Raw genomic sequence first — 640 nt, 5'->3', positions numbered from 1 at the left:
ATGAGTGGAGCACTGACACCAGCGCGCAGAAAGGCCGCCCGCTCGGCGGTCGCGGCCCGCAGCAGTGGATGACGCAGATCGGTACGCAGGCCGTTCATCACGGCAAGCGGTCCCTCGATATCGGGCGAGGCCCAGAGGAGGATCTGCAGCAGGGTATCGGTCGGCCATTCCTGATTGACCAGCGCCGTGAGACGGTCGGCGTGACCCTGATCGGCCCCGGCCAGGGGTTGGCAGCACCAGCCGAAGGCGAGGCTCTGATCGTCGAGCAGGAAGATCCCCTGCTCAGGGTCGCAGGCGAGCGGCGGAAAGAGCGCGGAGGCGCGCTCGCCCTGGAAGCGCCGTTCCCTCATTGGGCCCGCCCCGGCTTCGCCGTTTCTGGCAGACCCTCGACCTGTTCTGGTCCGACGACACGCTTCAGCTGCAACAGGAACGGATCGGTCGAGAGCACCCGAGCACGCTTACGCCGCAGTAGCTCGCGGGCGCGCGCCGGATGACAGGGCTTGAGCAGCCGGCGGTTGGCGTCGCACACCAGCACTGGGGTACGCCCCTGCACGCGGGCCAGAGCCTGATCCAGAAAGCGATCGCGCGCCTGCGGCGACAGCTCGGCCAGGGAGGCGAACAGGGCCTTGGGCACCGACAG

At 68.8% G+C, this 640-nt stretch carries 2 protein-coding genes; both read right to left on the bottom strand.

The window, feature by feature from the left end; genetic code table 11:
* A partial coding sequence (locus G3480_RS27250) for a TraC family protein (RefSeq protein ID WP_164657291.1) occupies positions 1-350 on the bottom strand: 350 nt, incomplete at its 3' end.
* Positions 347-640 (bottom strand): RRXRR domain-containing protein (locus G3480_RS27245; RefSeq protein ID WP_164657290.1); only part of this gene is annotated, 294 nt, incomplete at its 5' end. The genes G3480_RS27250 and G3480_RS27245, both read right to left, overlap by 4 nt.

The organism is Thiorhodococcus mannitoliphagus, from assembly GCF_010915725.1.
Lineage (GTDB): Bacteria > Pseudomonadota > Gammaproteobacteria > Chromatiales > Chromatiaceae > Thiorhodococcus > Thiorhodococcus mannitoliphagus.
The sequence above is the reverse complement of the archived record's forward strand: the minus strand, read 5'-3'. Positions and strand labels throughout refer to the sequence as shown.